The organism is Johnsonella ignava ATCC 51276 (genome assembly GCF_000235445.1).
Taxonomy (GTDB): Bacteria; Bacillota; Clostridia; order Lachnospirales; family Lachnospiraceae; genus Johnsonella; species Johnsonella ignava.
This window is the reverse complement of record NZ_JH378829.1, coordinates 255,988-273,447: the sequence shown is the minus strand read 5'-3', so window position 1 is coordinate 273,447 and position 17,460 is coordinate 255,988. Positions and strand designations below refer to the sequence as shown.

Sequence of the window (17,460 nt, the reverse complement as noted above, 5' to 3'; positions counted from 1 at the left end):
TATGAAAATAGTCATATTAGGCTGTGGAAAAGTTGGAAAAACTATACTTGAGCAGCTTGTAGTTGAGGGACATGATCTGTCGGTAATAGACCGGCAGGAAGATCTTATTAAAAGAATAGGAAAAACATATGATGTAAATGTCCATTACGGCGACGGTGCAAGCCGTAAAGTACAGATAGAGGCGGGCGTTGATTCTGCGGATATGTTTATAGCGGTTACGGATTCGGACGAATTAAATCTTTTATGCTGTATGATAGCAAAAAAAACCGCAAACTGTAAGACAATAGCGAGAGTGAGAAATCCTATATATAATGATGAAATTATGTTCCTTAAAGAAGAAATCGGGCTTTCAATGGTTATAAACCCCGAATATGCTGCAGCTAAGGAGATAGCAAGAATACTGCGTTTTCCTTCAGCTATTAAGATAGATACATTTTCAAAGGGCAAGGTAGAGATGCTTGAGTTTAAGATAATACCGGGTTCACCTCTTTGTGATCTGTGCCTGTCAGATATGTCAAAAAAGATAAAGGGACAGGTTCTGGTATGTACTGTACAAAGAGGTAATAATGTATTTATACCGAACGGTAATTTTATACTTAAGGAAAAGGATCTTATAAGCATAGTTGCTTCTCATGAAAACTCTAAACAATTTTTTAAAAATATAGGGCTGAATACACATCAGGTAAAGGATGTTATGATAGTGGGAGGAGGAAGGATAGCACATTATCTTTCAAAAGATCTTTTAAGTGCGGGTATAAAGATAATTGTTATTGAAAAGGATGAAAAACGCCAAAAAGAGCTTGAAAAATTATTAGGTGATACCGGTCGCTTCAATGTGCTGCAGGGTGATGCAACAAATCAGGAGGTTCTTATAGAAGAAGGGATTGACTATTGCAGTGCCTTTGTATCTCTTACAGGCATAGATGAAGCCAATATATTTCTCTCACTTTTTGCAAAAAGCAGGACAGATGCCAAGGTGATTACAAAGATAAACCGTATATCATTTGATGATATAGTTGAAAACTTCGATCTTGGAAGTATAATCTATCCTAAATTTATAACTGCCGAATATATAGTAAGTTATGTAAGGGCATTGCAAAACGGTATGGGAAGTAATGTTGAGACCATGTACAGGATCTTAAACCAGAAGGCGGAGGCACTTGAGTTCAAAATACAGCCGGGTTCGCCGGTTATAGGTATACCGCTTGAAAAGCTTGATACAAAGGATAATGTTCTTATAGCCTGTATAATAAGGGGAATAGATGTTATTTTTCCAAATGGAAGTTCCGTAATTTTGGAAAAAGACTATGTTATAGTAGTTACTACATTACTGAGCGGTTTTAAAGATATAAAGGATATTATAAAGGGGTAGGTTTAATTTATGAATTTTCCGATGATTATGTACATACTTGGCATGGTGCTTAAGTATGAGGGCATATTTATGCTGATTCCCTTTATTACAGGTTTGATATACAAGGAGAATGCGGGCTTTTCATTTGCCGTAGTAGGACTTACATCATATGTGTCGGGATATCTGCTTACAAGAAAAAAACCGCAGAATCAGCTTTATTTTGCCAGAGAGGGTTTTGCCTGTGTTGCTTTAAGCTGGATTGTAATGAGTATAGTGGGAGCAATGCCTTTTGTGTTAAATAAAGATATTCCAAACTTTATAGATGCACTTTTTGAAACCACGTCAGGTTTTACAACTACAGGTGCAAGTATATTGAGCGATATTGAGGCACTTAATAAAAGCAGTATAATGTGGCGCAGCTTCACACACTGGATAGGCGGTATGGGTGTATTTGTATTTATATTGGCAGTCCTGCCTATGGCAGGTGGATACAGTATGTATCTTATGAGTGCAGAAAGCCCGGGACCTACTGTAGGAAAGCTTCTACCGAGACTGAGAGATACTGCAAAAATACTTTATATGATTTACTTTGTAATGACACTTTTACAGATTATTATACTCCTGATTTTTAAGATGCCTTTTTTTGACGCACTTACAATTACTTTCGGAACTGCCGGTACAGGCGGATTCGGAATAAAAAATGACAGCATGGCGGGATACAGTATACCTATACAGACAACAGTAACTATATTTATGATATTATTCGGAGTGAATTTCAATGCCTATTACCTGCTGCTTGGAAAGAATAAAGGTGATGCCTTTAAGATGGAAGAGGTAAGGTGGTATTTTTTAATAATATTTTTAAGTATAGCTATAATTACCCTAAATATAGTAAAACAGTATTCAGGTCCGGTTGAGGCACTGCGCCACTGTGCTTTTCAGGTAGGTTCTATAATCACAACTACAGGTTATTCGACAGTTGATTTTAACCTGTGGCCGCAGCTTTCAAGGACTATACTGGTTATGCTTATGTTTATAGGAGCATGTGCAGGAAGTACAGGAGGCGGTATAAAAGTATCAAGGATTATAATGCTTTTTAAGATGGTAGGCGTTGAGATGACAAAGATAATATATCCTAGAAGTGCAAAATTTGTAAGGATGGATAAGAATGTAGTTGATGATGATACGGTAAAAACCGTAGCGGCATATCTTATAACCTATGTTCTTATATTTGGTGTAAGTATGTTTATACTTGCCTTTGATAATCTTGATATGGTAACGAATTTTACAGGTATAGCCGCCACCTTAAATAATATAGGACCGGGGCTTGAACTGGTAGGACCTTCCGGAAATTTCAGTGTATTTACTCCTGTAAGCAAGCTGGTTCTTATATTTGACATGCTTGCCGGCAGGCTTGAACTTTTTCCGCTGCTTTTATTGTTTTCACCAAGTATATGGGTATTTAAGCATTATAAAAAGAAAAACTATGCACTTAAAAAATAAAAATATACTTTATTTTTTGATTAAATATACAGGTTTTTAATTTGCCAAAAAACTTACAATAAATGCAGTTTTAGCTTGATAATGGTGAAATAATAGGATATGATAGTGTCAGTATGGGATAAATGTAAATTCTCACAATACTTAATTATAGATTTTTTATATAGTGAATTGTAAAGGGACATATGTATTATGAAATTTTTTTCAGATTTGGCAGGTTCATTTTTAAATTTTAACGCATATAGAAGATTTACACAAAAAAACGGCAGACGTGTATTCGGCTATATTTTTTTAACGACAATATTTACATTTACACTTTTTTCAATTATAAATATCATAAAGATGGGTTTGATGCCTGGTGTTCTTACAAAAAGGATTTCTGATGTTACACCTTATTTCTGTCTGGAAAACGGGCATTTAAAAGTTGATGATAAGATAAAAATTGACAACAAGGCTGAGGGAGGAGTCTTTATATACATAAGTACTTCAGATGTATATACACAGGATACCGGAGCCGGTGATTATGATATAATTTACAAGTATGACTCTGTAATACTTGTTGACAGTGAAAACATCTATATAAAGATGGGGGACAGTTTAAAGCATACACCTAATTCAGGTCTTACAATGAAAGTAGGTTCAGAGCATAAGGATACTGTTTCTAAGGAGGAAATATTTAAAGTAATAGATTCATGGTATATATATTTGTATTTATCTATAGCTGTCTTAATTCTTATATTCGGTTTTTTATGGACCTTGTATATATGCATTATTTCACTTATGTTCAGTGCTTTCGGTACAATTATATCGACAGTATGTGGAGAAAGACTTGACTATATGGATATTTATAAAATGGATATATATGCACAAACTCCATTTTTTATTATATTTCTGCTGTTTAGTGCCGTAATATCGGTAAACCCTACCGGTTTAGTGATAAGGACAGTATTTTTTGCCGGAATTGTAATACATTATCTTATTTTTGTATTGGCAGTATTGGATTTTAAAAAGAATGGATTTAATCCTGAAATGTATGCTGATTACGATGATAATCGAAGATATAGATATAAGGATCAGTATTATGCAGGTAATGATCAGTATTATAACGGAAGAAATTATCCCGATACTTCGGCAAGACATAATAAAGAGTACGGCATGCCCTATGACGGGTATGATGATAAAAACTATTACAGTCAGGACCGGGGGTATAATGACGGATATTATAGACCCCGGCAGGATGGATATGATAACAGGGATAACAGGGGATACTATAATCAGGAGCAGGGATATGATGACAGCAGATATAATCATCAGCAGTCAGGTCATGGATATAGTAAAAGAGGTTATGATTCGGTTCAGTCGGGACAGAGCCTAAAGTCAGGATATAATCGTACAGGTCATGAGGGTAATAATACACTAAATAGGTATTCACCTGATGCTGCTGATGAAGAGGGCAGGGGGGGTACCGGAAAAACATTTAACTATTCACATGGCAATACGGTTTACAAACAGACGGATATAGGCAGAGGACCTTACAGAGGTTCGCAGGAACGCTATGGCTACGGTCAGGAATACTTTGATAATGCCGCAGGAAGACAGCCTAGGCAAAGGCAAAATCCACAGGAACAGTATAATGTGTCAAGGGGATTACCGGATCAAGGACATATGCAGAATGATTTTAATAATGCCGGGCAGGCCGGACCGTACCCGGGCATAAGTGAAGACAGCCTTAGAAAGGGACAGGCTCCCGATACGGAAAGTGATGCCGACAGGCAAAAGAAAGGCGATTTAAAATCGAATGACGGCTGGAGCTTCGGAAATATAGATTTAGAGAAATAAAAATATTATAAGACGGATTTTATGTACAAGAAAAAAGTTGTAGTTGGTATGTCAGGCGGTGTGGATTCTTCTGTGGCTGCATATCTGCTTAAAGAACAAGGCTATGATGTTATAGGCGTTACTATGCAGATATGGCAGGATGATAAAGACGGAAAAAACTCCGATGCCGGCTGCTGCGGACTTTCGGCAGTTGAAGATGCAAGAAGAGTTGCAGATAAGCTTGATATACCGTACTATGTAATGAATTTTAAAGATGAATTTAAAAACAAAGTAATAGATTATTTTATAGATGAATATATGAAAGGCAGGACACCCAATCCATGTATAGTCTGCAACAGATATATAAAATGGGAAAATCTGCTTGATAAAAGTCTTAATATAGGCTGCGATTATATAGCTACAGGGCATTATGCAAGAGTTTCCCTCCTGCCAAACGGCAGGTATGCTCTTAAAGTTTCAAAAAGTGCACTAAAGGACCAGACCTATGCACTTTATAAGCTTACGCAAAAACAGCTTTCAAGGACGCTTATGCCTGTTGGCGGCTATGAAAAGGAGCAGATAAGACAGATAGCAAGGCAGATAAATTTAAGAACTGCCAACAAGCCCGACAGTCAGGAGATATGTTTTGTGTCTGATAAGAATTATGCGGCTTTTATAGAAGAAAATACAGGTATAAAGCCTGAAGAAGGAAGTTTTGTAGATGCTTCAGGCAAAGTACTCGGAAAGCACAGAGGGATAAGCCGCTATACTATAGGACAGAGAAAGGGGCTTGGTATAGCCCTCGGTTATCCGGTATTTGTAAAGGAAATAAGGGCAGATTCAAATGAGGTTGTACTTGGAACCGATTTTGACGTTTACTCGAACAGCCTTACGGCTGATAGTGTAAACTGGATGAGTATAGAAGGGCTTAAGGAGGGTGAGAGTCTAAGGGCAAAAGCCAAGATAAGATATTCGCATAAGGGTGAATACTGCACGGTAAAGGCGGATATTGACGGAAAAATATCAGTATCTTTTGATTCTCCGGTGAGAGCGGTTACTCCGGGTCAGGCGGTTGTATTTTATGATGAGGAGGGATATGTGATAGGCGGAGCTTCAATATTAAATTCAGGTACGGAAAGGAAGGTAAAAGCAGTATGAAAAAAATATTATCATGTATAAAAATTAAATGTTTTAAATACATCAGATACATGGCGGCAGTTTCAGTGCTTATGATTATAAGTTTAAGTCAGGCTTCATGTTCAAACAAGACCGAATCACCTACACAGACTGCAAGCTCATCACAGGCAAATATGTCGGATACAGATCTCACTGAAAAAAAGGATGTTTTTTTAATTGATACTGACAATGCCGGCGATGACGGCACAGATACTTTGCAGGTGTCGGATATGAGCGTAAAGAAAAAAGTACCGGAACAAAGCTTTGCAGATGTTGATGAAACAGTATATATAACTGCCGATTCAGTAAATATAAGAAAGGGAGCTTCAACTTCGGCACCTGTATTAAAGAAGGCTGATAAAGGAGCAAAATTTCAAAGGACAGGTAAAAATAGTGAATGGAGCAGGATAATAGTTGACGGAGAAACTGCTTTTGTGGTAACAAGATACCTCACCGAAGAAGCCTTGCAGACCACGGAAGGCTCTAAAGATCAGGGCGGAAGCAGTGCACAGTACGCATCAGGTGCTCAGATAAAACTTGATCCGTCATGGAAATATGCCGGAAATTCAAAGATAAATTCAGGCTATGCAGTTTTGTATAAAGCTGAGAATAACAGAAAGGATATAACGGTATGTGTAAATGCCGGTCATGGCACCAAGGGAGGCTCTTCAGTAAAAACTTTATGTCATCCTGACGGTACTGCCAAAGTTACAGGCGGAACTACTGCTGAAGGTGCGGTTAAAACGGTTGCAGTATCAACCGGTATGACCTTTAATGACGGAACATCTGAGGCGGCGGTAACACTTAAGATGGCAAAGGCACTTAAGACTGAGCTTCTTTCAAGAGGATATGACGTGCTTATGATAAGAGAGAGTGATGATGTACAGCTTGACAATATTGCAAGAACCGTTATCGCAAATAATACATCAAGCTGTCATATAGCACTTCACTGGGATTCAACAGGCGGTGATAAAGGTGCATTTTATATGGGTGTGCCGGATGTGGCTTCATACAGGCAGATGGAACCGGTAGCCTCAACATGGGAAAAACATGAGGCACTTGGGAAAAGTCTTATACAGGGATTAAAGAATACCGGAACAAGGATATTTGGTGATGGAAGACTTCCTATGGATCTTACTCAGACCTCTTATTCAACAATTGCTTCTATTGATATAGAACTTGGTGATAAGGCAAGCGACCATTCCGATGCGACTATAAATACACTTGCAAAGGGGCTTGCTGACGGTGTGGGGATTTATTTCGGCAAATAAATAAATATATATTTATAGTATTTTAACAGATTTTATAATATAATATGCAGGTCAAGTTTTATGACTTTATGACTTACAGTGAAGTACCCCGCTGAAAACAAAGGGGCATCTAAATTCTTATTACGCCCCTAAGGGGCGGGGTATTTCATACTTGTTGATGTTGCCATATATGTGCAAGCAGGTTTGTCATAGGTCCGGTTGCTTGCAGGAATAAATGGAGATGTACCCAAGAGGCTGAAGGGACCGCTCTCGAAAAGCGGCAGATCGGTGATACCGGTGCGTGGGTTCAAATCCCACCATCTCCGCTAAAAACCCTGATATTCAGGGATTTTTTGCTTTTCATTTCACAATATTTATACATTGCTTCTTTTAAAGTTAAATCCTGACTTTTAGAATCGCTTTTCTTTTTATAAATCTTCTAAAACTCTGCATAAGAGTAAATGTTAATCTTAATACTTATATTCCTAACTTTATGAAAGTACGATTTTTTAGTGCAGGCAAGAAGCTCTATAAAACATTTAAAATTTACAAAGCAGTATTTTCTGCTGTGCAGCTTCATGACATTACGCTTCAAACCGGATGAGCTTAAAAAGAATAAGGTAATATTTTATAAGTTGTAGGTTATGTGTAAGATATGATACAATATCTTATAAATCTTATTAAATAAAAATAAGCAATCGGATGTAAGGAGAGTAATTTTATGTGGTTGGAAAAAAGCGTATTTTATCAATTTTATCCTCTTGGCATGTGTGGTGCACCAAAGGAAAATGACGGCATAGAAGTTGCCAGAATAAAACGGGTTGAGGAATGGATACCGCAGCTTAAAAAGCTTAATGTTGATGCTGTTTACTTTTCTCCTGTATTTGAATCGGACAGACATGGATATGATACGAGGGATTACAGAAAGATTGACTGTCGTCTTGGAAGCAATAGAGATTTTGCTGATGTATGTAAAAAAATAAAAAAAGAAAATATAAAAATTGTACTTGACGGAGTTTTTAATCATACAGGAAGGGGATTTTGGGCATTTTGTGATGTACTTAAAAACAGGGAGAACTCACCATATAAAGACTGGTTTTATATTGATTTCGGCAAAAACTCATGCTTCAATGACGGTTTTTACTATGAAGGCTGGGAAGGGCATTATGAACTTGTAAAACTTAATTTAAAAAATGATGAGGTCTGTAAATATATATTTGATTCAATACAAATGTGGGTTGATGAATTTGACATTGACGGTCTTAGACTTGATGTCGCTTATTGTATTGACGAGGACTTTTTAAGAAAAATCAGAAGTTTCTGTTATTCTTTAAAGCCTGATTTTATACTTATAGGCGAGATATTATTTGGAGATTATAAAAGGATAGTAAATACCTCCATGCTTCACAGTTGTACAAACTATGAATGTTATAAAGGGCTGTATTCAAGCTGTAATGATTTGAATTTATTTGAAATATCATATTCATTAAACAGGCTTTTTGCAGCTGATACGGGCATATACAAAGGTGAACATATGCTTATATTTGCAGATAATCATGATGTTATAAGAGCAGCTTCCGTATTAAAGGATAAAAAGCATCTCAGGCTGCTTTACGGACTTATGTTTGCAATGCCGGGCATACCCTGTATATATTATGGAAGCGAGTGGGGGATTGAAGGGACTAAAGAAAACGGCAGTGATTATGCTCTGCGACCTGAGATCCAAAAACCTGAATTTAATGAATTGTCTGAGAGTATTGCAAAATTTGCAAAAATTCATAAGCAGGAAAAAGCCTTGCTGTATGCTCCTTATAAAGCGGTGCTGCTTACAAACAGGCAGCTTGTATTTGAACGTGAATATGAGGGTGAGCGTATATGGGTTGCGATAAACATTGATTCAAATCCTTATTATGCAGATTTTACAAATGCAGGTGTAAAGGGTGATGCACAGGATCTTTTAAACGGGGGTGATGTTTCACTTTTAAGCGGTATTGAGCTTGCCCCATATAGTATATATTATTGGAAATTTAAATGATTACAGTATATAATAGAGCCATATAATTAATTATATAGTTCGTAATGACTTAATTAGAGCGGGTTTATTTTAAGTTTATAGACTTAAGTAGAAATACCGGAGATTTATTGAAGTTTATACAGTGCAAATATCGGTATAGGCTGGAGGGGGAAGTATGCCGACAAGGTTAAAAATCAGATTCAAATGCAACGAGGGAAAATCATACAGTTACAGCATGGCATCTTTGGCACATGGCTATATCATGGAAATAATCGAGCCGCAGTACGCTTCACTTTTACATAATTTAAGGCTTAATCCATACAGTCAATATATTGCCAGAGACAAAGATGATATAGTATGGGTAATAAATACGCTTGATACCCGGGCAAAAAAAGAAATTATAGACAAGCTTATTTATAATATAAATAATGAAGCCCAAAAAAGTGTTTTTTTGAAAAAACGTAATGAGACTTTATATATAAAAGAATTCAGCATTATAGAGTCGGATTATAAAGAACTTAATAAAATTCTTTATGAAAATAAAAGCAAAAAGATACTTAAGCTGAAATTTATTACACCGACATCATTTAGACAGGATAACCGTTATTGTATATTTCCGAGTGTAAGACTTATATTCCAGAGTCTTATGCATAAATATGATGCCGTTTCAGTCCAAAGCCGTGTATATGATGCACAGGTGCTTAAAAGCTATGAGGAACAGGCATATATAGAGGAATATAAACTTAGAAGCACGCTATTTTCACTTGAGGGTATATTGATACCGGCTTTTATAGGAGAGATTTCAATTAAAATTAATGCTCCCACGCAGTTGGTAAACCTTGCCTATATGCTTGCAGAATTTGGCTGTTATGCAGGTGTAGGAATAAAAACTGCTGTCGGTATGGGTGCTATTGCAGTAATTAAATAATTCATATTTAGGAGGAAGGATGGATAAAAAGCTTGCAGCGGTAATTACAGGTGCACTGCTTCATGATATCGGCAAGGTGTTATACCGTGAATCCGACAAAAGAAATCATAGTGAGAGCGGATATTATTTTTTAAAGGAGAATATTAAAATATCAGATGAAGAACTGCGCAGTGATATACTTGAACAGGTTAGATATCACCATGCCAAATATTTATCAGGGGCAAAACTGAAAAATGGTAATAATTCACTTGCCTATATCACCTATATGGCGGATAATATAGCTTCTGATGCGGATCGCCGTAAAAATGAAGGTGATGATAAAGGCTTTGATATAAATATTAATTTAAGCAGTATTTTTAATATATTAAATAAAAATAATAAAAAGGCGGTTTATAAAAAAAGTACATTTAAAGCTCTGAAAGATGAGATTAATTTTCCATGCGAAAACAATGTGATGACAGAATCGGACGATGGAATTTATTGCACTATAAAAGTGGATATAGAAAATTTACTAAAAATAAAAGATATAGAATATAATGAATACTATATGAATTCACTTCTGTCAATACTGGAGGCTTACCTGTCATTTATTCCTTCATCTACAGCTTTAGACGAAATAGCAGATATATCATTATATGACCATGTTAAGATAACTGCCGCCGTGGCTTCATGTATGTATCTTTATTTCAGGGATAATAATATTACAGATTATAAGTCTCATGTATGGGGAAGTGCCGCAAAGGATTTTTATAAAAAAGAAATAATGCTTTTATTCAGCATGGATATATCGGGAATACAAAATTTTATATATGATATACAAAGCGAAAATGCATTAAAAAACTTAAGATCAAGGTCATTTTATCTTGATATACTACTTGAAGATATAGCTGATGACCTGCTTGAGGAGCTTGAACTGTCAAGAGCTAATCTTTTGTATTCAGGTGGAGGACATGCATATATACTTATACAAAATACCGAAGAGGCACGGGATATAATAGAAAAATTTGAAAAAAAGACGAATGAGTGGTTTTTAAGAAATTTTAAAAACGCTTTATATATAGCTATGGCATATACTCCATGTTGCTGCAGGGATTTATCATATAAAAATTATATTTTAGATGATAAAGAAGAATCTGATTATTATGGCTGCGGAAAACTTTACAGAGCGGTAAATGAAAAACTTTCGCAAAAAAAGATAAATAGGTACAGTGCAGAAGATATAAGAATATTAAACAGCAATACCGGTGATTTTGAGAGAGAATGTGCGATTTGTCGCCGTTCAGATAAACTTATACAGGATGATAAGGGCAGAAATATATGCAGTATATGTCATTCAATGATAACTATATCAAGAGATATAATTAAAAACGAAAAAAAGCTTTTAAGAGTAATGTCAAAAAATATAGATAAAGATGTAAACTGTGATAATTTAAAAAAATAAAATATGACAGTCATATGCCGCTGCCACATGATAAATATTTGATTATAGATGATATATCGGAAGATGGTGAGCAAGAAAATATTATGGCTCAGGATGGAGGATATATAAGATCCTATATAAAAAATGATTTTTTTACTGAGCATTTAGTATGTAGCAAATTATGGATAGGGGATTATACTAAATATAATACTCTTGAAGAACTTGCAGCTGCCGGCAAAGGGATCAAAAGGCTTGCAGTTTTAAGAGCGGATGTTGACAGTCTTAGAAGTGCTATAAGCAGCGGATTTGAAGAAAAATATAATTCATTATCCAGAAGCACTGCACTGTCAAGAAATTTATCAATATTTTTTAAATTTTATATTAATCATATACTGGAAAAACCTGAATTTAGTCTGGAAGGTAATGAAGCAGTACCTCAAAGGAATGCATCGGTTATATATTCAGGAGGTGATGATCTTTTTATAGTAGGTGCATGGAAGGATATACTTGAATTTTCAATAGACCTGTATAATACATTTAAAAAATTTACACTGGGGGCATTGACATTTTCAGCAGGCTATGGAATATATGATGTAAAATACCCGGTCTCATATATGGCATATGAAACCGGAAAACTTGAAGAACAGTCTAAAGCAAATGAAGGAAAAAATTCAATAACACTTTTTAAAACTTCAAATACTGCAAAAACTCAAAATAACGGCTGCGGCGAATTTGAAGAAAATCATACCTATAAATGGGATGAGCTTATATCGGAAGTATTGGGAGAAAAATTTAAAACCTTAGTTGATTTTTTTTCAGGCAGTGAAGAAAAGGGGGCAAGTTTTTTATATAGGCTTCTTGAACTTTTCAGAGAAGATAAGGAGGGCAGGATAAATATTGCAAGACTTGCATATCTGCTTGGGCGTATTGAGTCGGAGCTTGATATGAACTCTGATGAAACCTCCAGACAAAAGTACGGTCAGTTTGCAGAAAAAATATATAAATGGAGACTTGATAATAAGGATAGAAAGCAAATGATAACGGCAGTGTATATATATGCTTATTTAATAAGACAGAATGGAGCTTAACAATGGTTGAAAAAAAGACTGAATTAACGGAACTTAATTATGTGGATGAAGCTTATAAGGTTATAAAAAGCCTTTTGGAAAAGGATATAAATGGAAATTATAAAACTGATAAAAACGGAAATTATGTTATGAAGCTTTCGACTTCAAAGCTGAGAAAACTTTTAGGAATGATTTCGGATATTTATAACGAAGCCTTGAGAAATGAGGGTAAAAGCCTTGAAGATAAATTATGTGCAAAGATACAATATATGAAGATGCATTTTATATATGAAGCGGGCAGAGAACCGGAAGTAAAAAAATTAATTAAAAAGGCAGATATAATTAATAAAATCGACAGTATAGGTTCTGACAAGAAAAAATTTATAAGTTTCTGCCATTATATGGAAGCTTTAGTGGCATATAAAAAATTTTATGCACCTGATAAAGGGTAGAGGAGAATATAAATGTATACAAAAATTGAAATAAGCGGAATTATAGAAGTATGTACCGGAATGCACATAGGAGGTGCTGCACAGTTTGCAGCAATAGGAGTGGAGTCTCCGGTTGTAGAGGATGCTTTTGAAAGAAAGCCTATGATACCTGGCAGCAGCCTTAAAGGAAAACTTCGCAGCCTTCTGGCTCAAAAGTACAATCCGAAAGAAAGTACAGGGATTGTAAAGAAACATGATGAGGACTGCACAAGGATATTGCGTCTATTCGGTACAAGTGCTTCAAAAGATAACAATTCACAAACTCCAAAGAACAAATATAAATCAAGGCTTATATTTTCGGATATGTTTATGAAAAATGCTGAAGAGTTAAATGAGAAGGATATTGATATAAGGGAGGTGAAGTTTGAAAATACTATAGACAGGCTTACAGGAAAAGCTGAACTCAGGCAGATAGAACGGGTTGTCCGTGGAAGTTTGTTCGGGTTGAGAATTATCTATAACGTGATTGAGAAGTCTGAGATAGAGGAAGATTTTATAACTCTTTTAGATGGCTTTAAGCTGCTTGAGTATGATTATCTTGGAGGTCATGGCTCACGTGGCTACGGACGTGTTAGAATCAGGGATCTGGAATTTGATACTGTAACGGGTGAACTGGATGAAGCTATAGAATTAAGGATGAAAGATATAATAAAGGAATATAATATAAAAAGGGGCATTAATGAAATATAAGATTATAAAGCTTGAATTTCAGACTGAGGTTCATTTCGGTGAGAAGGCACTTGACAGCGGAGATAAAATTATATATGCTGACAGTCTTTTTTCAGCCCTGTGTCATGAGGCATTGTCTCAAAAGGAAAATGTATTTAAAAAGCTTATTTGTGCCGTAAAAGAAAATAGAATTCTAATTTCGGATGCCATGCCCTATATAGGTGAGAAATTTTATGTACCGAAACCTAAGAAAAAAATATTATATGACTTGCCTATTCAGAAGGATAGTACGGCAAATAATAAAATTTTAAAAAAACTTGCTTATATACCTGTTTCACAATTTGATGATTATTTAAATGAAAAACTTGATATAGAAAAAGCGGCAGATGATTTTAAAAATATAGGGGATTTCCATATAAGGCAAAAAGCATCTATAGCAAGGGATTATACTGACAGCTCGCCATATGCGATAAAAGTATTTGCATTTAATAAAGGCAGCGGACTTTATGTATGTATAGGTTATGATTCCGAGCAGGAATATACTCTTATAAGTGATTTATTTGTTCAGCTTTCATATACCGGTATAGGCGGCAAGGTTTCGGTGGGTTTAGGAAAATTTACAGCTCATATATCAAATGTACCTGAAAGCTTAAATAAAAGACTTACTGAAAATGAAAATACTGAAGAAAATAATACGATGTATAAAAATATAAATAATAATTCTGATGTAACAGATACAGTGAAGTATGAGAGTAGAACAGCGGATAAAACCACAGAAAATTTATATACAGGTACAAAAAACAAAGATAAAATGTATATGAGTCTTTCATTATGTCTGCCTAAAGACGAGGAACTGGACATGGCTCTTGAGGATGCCGTGTTTTTAATTAAAAGGCGTGGAGGTTTTATAAGTTCCGACAGCTGTGCAGGCACTGCAAAAAAGAAAAAAGAATTGTATCTGTTTGAAGCGGGCTCTGTATTTAAAAACAGGTTTGCCGGAGATATATATGATGTTTCTCCGGAAACTGTACCTCATGAGGTATATCGTTATGCAAAACCTATGTTTATGGAGGTTTAAGTATGAAACATACTTCATCATCACTATTTATGCAGCCGGGTGGAGGAGGCGAAATGGAGACTGATATGAAAAATCTGCAGGTTTATAATGTGCGTTTAAAAACCTTAACTCCGGTTTATATAGGGGGCGGGAAAAGGCTTGAAAAGAATGAATATATATATAACTCTGAGACAGGTGAGATTGTAATATTTGATATTAATAAAATGCTACGTTTTTTTATTAAAAAAAGGCTGATTAAGGAATATGAAAACTATATTATGAGCAAAGGAAAAAAACTGGCTGATCTGTTTAGAGAAAATAATATTTCAGATAAAAATTATAATGAATGGATTTTATATAAATTAAATATATCAGATATACCGGATAGAGAGGAGCTGATAAAAAGAGGAATTGAGCTTTTTGTAAAAGATATGTATAGAAAACCGTATATTCCCGGAAGCAGTTTAAAGGGGGCAATCAGGACTATACTTGCGGATATGGAATTGTTAAAAAACGAAAAATTGTCAGCTGAATTAAAAAATGGAGTTGATGAGTTATTAACAGGACATAGCGGAACAAAAGGAATTAGCGGAAATAAAATTCAAAAAAAAATTGATGTACAAATCTTTCACAGAAAAAATAATGTAGATAGTTCAACTAAGATAGATGATAAAATATATGATATGATGTCAGGTCTGCTTATAGCAGACAGTATACCGCTTGATATTAAAAATCTGACCGTATGTCAGAAAATAGATATAGGCACTGATGGAAAACAAAATGCTATGCCGATGCTTAGGGAATGTATAAAACCGGGTGCTGAAATAGTATTTCCGGTTAAAATAAATAAGGATAAATTTTCTTATACGGTTGAAGATATAAAAAAGGCGATATCTGAAGACTATAGGAATTATAAAAAAGAGTTTTTAAGTAAATTTAAAGAAAATGTACAACTTGATACAACATTGGATAATGTAATTTTTATAGGCGGAGGTGTGGGCTACGCATCGAAAACATATACATATGCGGCATTGCATGGTAAAGACGGTATTAAAAGGGTTTCAAACATACTGGCTAAAGTTTTTGAAAATAGAGGACATGCCGGAGACTATAAGAAAGGGGCTTCACCAAGAATGTTGAAATGCACTGAATATTGTGGTAAAATGATGCAGCTCGGAGCTTGCCTGATTTCTTTTGAACCCCAATAATTGTTTATGTAAAGAAATCATGGTTTATGAAATGTTTGCTCCGCACGGCTTGGATAAAGGGCTTGGGCTGTATTTTATATCTAAACAGCCGGAGTTTTATTAAAAAATATGTTTTACGCCGTAAAATATATGTAAGCCCTTTAATACAGAGACTCCGCAGGAGGTAGGATTAGAAAATAAAAACCCCGATAGGGGACGGAAACTGAGTTTATGGGCATCCTGTAGTAATTTGCTTTCTACGAATTAGAAAATAAAAACCCCGATAGGGGACGGAAACTTGGGTTTCGAAGTCAGGTGCTTTGATGTAAAGTATATTAGAAAATAAAAACCCCGATAGGGGACGGAAACTTGGTTGTTTTACTTTGATATCCATGATAATTTTTCCATTAGAAAATAAAAACCCCGATAGGGGACGGAAACTGTCTTGTGAGATAATACTCGCCTTTTTCAGACTGGATTAGAAAATAAAAACCCCGATAGGGGACGGAAACCAAAAGAATAACTTTTGTCAAAGTATTTTTTCATAATTAGAAAATAAAAACCCCGATAGGGGACGGAAACACACATTAAGCTTGTTTCAATAAATCTAGTATCATCAATTAGAAAATAAAAACCCCGATAGGGGACGGAAACTTAAATCTTTACTAATTTTCTCCATTTTTATTACCTCTTATTAGAAAATAAAAACCCCGATAGGGGACGGAAACCTGTTTGTGTTCTTGAGTTTTTCAACAGACTGAAGCTTGAATTAGAAAATAAAAACCCCGAAAGGGGACGGAAACAAATATTCGGCAAGCGTAGTACACGTATCGCCATGTAGATTAGAAAATAAAAACCCCGAAAGGGGACGGAAACAATTTTTGAAGTAAGCAAAGCTGATTTTTCTTGCATTATTTAGAAAATAAAAACCCCGAAAGGGGACGGAAACTTCAGGCTTCCTTGCGGAGTGTCAAATTGTTCTGCAATTTAGAAAATAAAAACTCCGAAAGGGGACGGAAACAGTATGTCTTCCGATTTTGCTGTTACATCATCAGAAGTGTACTGGTCAAGCTTTTTTGTAACACCTTGTTCGATAAATATCTATCTGTAGCGAGCCTCCATTGGTGTTAAATAATTGTTATACGAATGAGGTCTGATGTAGTTGTACCAATTGATATATTTTGTAGTAAGTTCATCCATTGCCTCTGCACTAGTGAAACTGGCTACATTATAAAAATTACTTTTAAAAGTATTATAGAATCTTTCCATAGCTGCATTGTCGTAAGGGCAGCCTGCTTTACTCATACTCTGAGTTACATTGTTGTCTTTGCAGAAATTTACAAACTCACAAGAAGTATACTGTACACCTTGATCTGAATGTAAAATAACAGAAGGATATTTTTCCTTCTCTAAAGCCTGAGTAAGTGTATCTATAGCTAATTGTGTGTTTATATAGTCGCCATTAACAGAAGCTATTGCAACTCGGTCGTATAAATCTATTATGGAGCAGTTGTATCTAAATTTACCATTTT

14 protein-coding genes, 1 tRNA gene and 1 CRISPR repeat array are annotated in these 17,460 nt (G+C 35.3%); of the genes, 14 read left to right on the top strand and 1 reads right to left on the bottom strand.

Translation table 11 applies throughout. The features are described from left to right. Position 1 precedes the first annotated feature (1 nt). The 14 genes from trkA (at position 2) to csm5 (ending at position 15,949) form a co-directional block, all read left to right on the top strand. Positions 2-1,372: a Trk system potassium transporter TrkA gene (gene trkA, locus HMPREF9333_RS01305; RefSeq protein WP_005539221.1), complete on the top strand. Its 1,371-nt coding sequence runs from the start codon at positions 2-4 to the stop codon at positions 1,370-1,372. A gap of 9 nt (positions 1,373-1,381) precedes the next feature. Next, a complete protein-coding gene (locus tag HMPREF9333_RS01300; RefSeq protein WP_005539220.1) occupies positions 1,382-2,854 on the top strand; it encodes a TrkH family potassium uptake protein in 1,473 nt (490 codons plus the stop codon). Between the two features lie 189 nt (positions 2,855-3,043). Continuing rightward, positions 3,044-4,690 (top strand): DUF1189 family protein, encoded by a 1,647-nt coding sequence (locus HMPREF9333_RS01295; protein WP_040882015.1) that lies wholly within the window; start codon positions 3,044-3,046, stop codon positions 4,688-4,690. A gap of 21 nt (positions 4,691-4,711) precedes the next feature. Continuing rightward, entirely contained in the window at positions 4,712-5,827 is a 1,116-nt protein-coding gene (gene mnmA, locus HMPREF9333_RS01290) for a tRNA 2-thiouridine(34) synthase MnmA (RefSeq protein ID WP_005539218.1), read from the top strand. Continuing rightward, the gene (locus tag HMPREF9333_RS01285; RefSeq protein WP_005539217.1) at positions 5,824-7,116 is read left to right on the top strand and encodes an N-acetylmuramoyl-L-alanine amidase; all 1,293 of its coding nucleotides are present in this window, start codon (positions 5,824-5,826) and stop codon (positions 7,114-7,116) included. Before mnmA ends, HMPREF9333_RS01285 begins: the two co-directional genes overlap by 4 nt. A 216-nt stretch (positions 7,117-7,332) precedes the next feature. Next, positions 7,333-7,421: transfer RNA gene (locus HMPREF9333_RS01280), tRNA-Ser, on the top strand. Positions 7,422-7,816: 395 nt separating this feature from the next. Further along, a complete protein-coding gene (locus HMPREF9333_RS01275) occupies positions 7,817-9,130 on the top strand; it encodes an alpha-amylase family glycosyl hydrolase (protein WP_005539216.1) in 1,314 nt (437 codons plus the stop codon). Positions 9,131-9,284: 154 nt separating this feature from the next. After that, the gene (gene cas6, locus HMPREF9333_RS01270) at positions 9,285-10,037 is read left to right on the top strand and encodes a CRISPR-associated endoribonuclease Cas6 (protein WP_005539215.1); all 753 of its coding nucleotides are present in this window, start codon (positions 9,285-9,287) and stop codon (positions 10,035-10,037) included. Positions 10,038-10,056: 19 nt separating this feature from the next. Continuing rightward, on the top strand, positions 10,057-11,478 hold the full coding sequence (gene cas10, locus HMPREF9333_RS12085) for a type III-A CRISPR-associated protein Cas10/Csm1 (protein ID WP_005539213.1): 1,422 nt from the start codon (positions 10,057-10,059) through the stop codon (positions 11,476-11,478). 14 nt (positions 11,479-11,492) lie between these two features. After that, positions 11,493-12,545 (top strand): type III-A CRISPR-associated protein Cas10/Csm1, encoded by a 1,053-nt coding sequence (cas10, locus tag HMPREF9333_RS12080; protein ID WP_005539212.1) that lies wholly within the window; start codon positions 11,493-11,495, stop codon positions 12,543-12,545. 2 nt (positions 12,546-12,547) lie between these two features. Further along, positions 12,548-12,976, top strand: coding sequence for a type III-A CRISPR-associated protein Csm2 (gene csm2, locus HMPREF9333_RS01260; RefSeq protein WP_005539211.1), 429 nt, complete (start codon positions 12,548-12,550; stop codon positions 12,974-12,976). A 12-nt stretch (positions 12,977-12,988) separates the two neighbouring features. Further along, the gene (csm3, locus tag HMPREF9333_RS01255) at positions 12,989-13,705 is read left to right on the top strand and encodes a type III-A CRISPR-associated RAMP protein Csm3 (protein ID WP_005539210.1); all 717 of its coding nucleotides are present in this window, start codon (positions 12,989-12,991) and stop codon (positions 13,703-13,705) included. Further along, positions 13,695-14,762 carry a type III-A CRISPR-associated RAMP protein Csm4 gene (gene csm4, locus HMPREF9333_RS01250; RefSeq protein ID WP_005539209.1) on the top strand — a complete coding sequence of 356 codons (1,068 nt, stop codon included), beginning with the start codon at positions 13,695-13,697 and terminating at the stop codon, positions 14,760-14,762. Before csm3 ends, csm4 begins: the two co-directional genes overlap by 11 nt. Before the next feature lie 2 nt (positions 14,763-14,764). Beyond that, positions 14,765-15,949 (top strand): type III-A CRISPR-associated RAMP protein Csm5, encoded by a 1,185-nt coding sequence (gene csm5 / locus HMPREF9333_RS01245; protein WP_040882014.1) that lies wholly within the window; start codon positions 14,765-14,767, stop codon positions 15,947-15,949. A 168-nt stretch (positions 15,950-16,117) separates the two neighbouring features. Continuing rightward, positions 16,118-16,949: direct repeats of the CRISPR family, unit length 35 nt; unit sequence ATTAGAAAATAAAAACCCCGATAGGGGACGGAAAC. An 80-nt stretch (positions 16,950-17,029) separates the two neighbouring features. On the opposite strand, the gene HMPREF9333_RS01240 is transcribed toward csm5, so the two are convergent. Then, the coding region (locus HMPREF9333_RS01240) for an integrase core domain-containing protein (protein WP_005539207.1) at positions 17,030-17,460 on the bottom strand (431 nt) is incomplete at its 5' end.

Coding starts and splice junctions, on each gene's coding strand:
- trkA (WP_005539221.1), top strand. CDS start 2: ATGAAAATAGTCATATTAGGCTGTGGAAAAGTTGGAAAAACTATACTT.
- HMPREF9333_RS01300 (WP_005539220.1), top strand. CDS start 1,382: ATGAATTTTCCGATGATTATGTACATACTTGGCATGGTGCTTAAGTAT.
- HMPREF9333_RS01295 (WP_040882015.1), top strand. CDS start 3,044: ATGAAATTTTTTTCAGATTTGGCAGGTTCATTTTTAAATTTTAACGCA.
- mnmA (WP_005539218.1), top strand. CDS start 4,712: ATGTACAAGAAAAAAGTTGTAGTTGGTATGTCAGGCGGTGTGGATTCT.
- HMPREF9333_RS01285 (WP_005539217.1), top strand. CDS start 5,824: ATGAAAAAAATATTATCATGTATAAAAATTAAATGTTTTAAATACATC.
- HMPREF9333_RS01275 (WP_005539216.1), top strand. CDS start 7,817: ATGTGGTTGGAAAAAAGCGTATTTTATCAATTTTATCCTCTTGGCATG.
- cas6 (WP_005539215.1), top strand. CDS start 9,285: ATGCCGACAAGGTTAAAAATCAGATTCAAATGCAACGAGGGAAAATCA.
- cas10 (WP_005539213.1), top strand. CDS start 10,057: ATGGATAAAAAGCTTGCAGCGGTAATTACAGGTGCACTGCTTCATGAT.
- cas10 (WP_005539212.1), top strand. CDS start 11,493: ATGCCGCTGCCACATGATAAATATTTGATTATAGATGATATATCGGAA.
- csm2 (WP_005539211.1), top strand. CDS start 12,548: ATGGTTGAAAAAAAGACTGAATTAACGGAACTTAATTATGTGGATGAA.
- csm3 (WP_005539210.1), top strand. CDS start 12,989: ATGTATACAAAAATTGAAATAAGCGGAATTATAGAAGTATGTACCGGA.
- csm4 (WP_005539209.1), top strand. CDS start 13,695: ATGAAATATAAGATTATAAAGCTTGAATTTCAGACTGAGGTTCATTTC.
- csm5 (WP_040882014.1), top strand. CDS start 14,765: ATGAAACATACTTCATCATCACTATTTATGCAGCCGGGTGGAGGAGGC.